Annotated in this window: 2 protein-coding genes; both read right to left on the bottom strand. The window is 42.3% G+C overall.

All coding sequences use genetic code 11. The features are described from left to right. Positions 1-204 (bottom strand): NTP transferase domain-containing protein (locus A3757_RS25470; RefSeq protein ID WP_156506556.1); only part of this gene is annotated, 204 nt, incomplete at its 3' end. A 78-nt stretch (positions 205-282) separates the two neighbouring features. Next, a complete protein-coding gene (gene trxA, locus A3757_RS24180) occupies positions 283-609 on the bottom strand; it encodes a thioredoxin TrxA (protein WP_068509988.1) in 327 nt (108 codons plus the stop codon). Positions 610-698: the final 89 nt, after the last annotated feature.

Genomic DNA, 698 nt, shown 5'->3' with positions numbered 1-698 from the left:
AGAACACACAAGAGGACTGATTTCTTGATATTGAGTTTGATTGCGGTTGCAGTTGATTAACACGCGACGAACATAAGGCTGAAGCGAGTCAAAAACAGACTGGGCCATTGGTTTTTGTCGATAGAGTTGCAGTCCCTTGTCCTTGCCATCCATACGAGTGGAAAGGCCACCGGCAAGAATACCGCCATCAATTTGCAGTGTCATGAGATCTAAATCTGATAGGAGAGTAGCGATGTGGCACCCAAGAAGAGTGCCACCTATGCAAAGCGTAAACTAGTGGGCTTACAAGTTGCTGTCAACAAAAGCTGTCAACTGAGATTTTGATAGCGCGCCTACCTTCGTTGCATCAACATTACCATTCTTGAATAGCATCAAGGTTGGAATGCCACGAATATTGAATTTAGGTGGGGTTTGCTCATTCTCATCAATATTTAACTTACATATTTTGATCTTGCCAGCATAGTCGTCAGCAATTTCCTCAAGGACAGGGGCGATCATTTTACAAGGGCCGCACCACTCCGCCCAGTAATCGACAAGTACAGGGATGTCAGAATTTAAAACTTCCGTTTCGAAAGTTGCGTCACTTACATTGATGATGTTATCACTCATGTTTTGATTCCAATAAAAGATTTAGAGAAGCCTGAAAGCATTTGATGCGTTACAATACAGCTATCTCTTAAGAAATGAAAAATCGTAAC

It is taken from the genome of Oleiphilus sp. HI0117, assembly GCF_001635235.1.
This window is presented reverse-complemented; position numbering and strand designations above follow the sequence as displayed.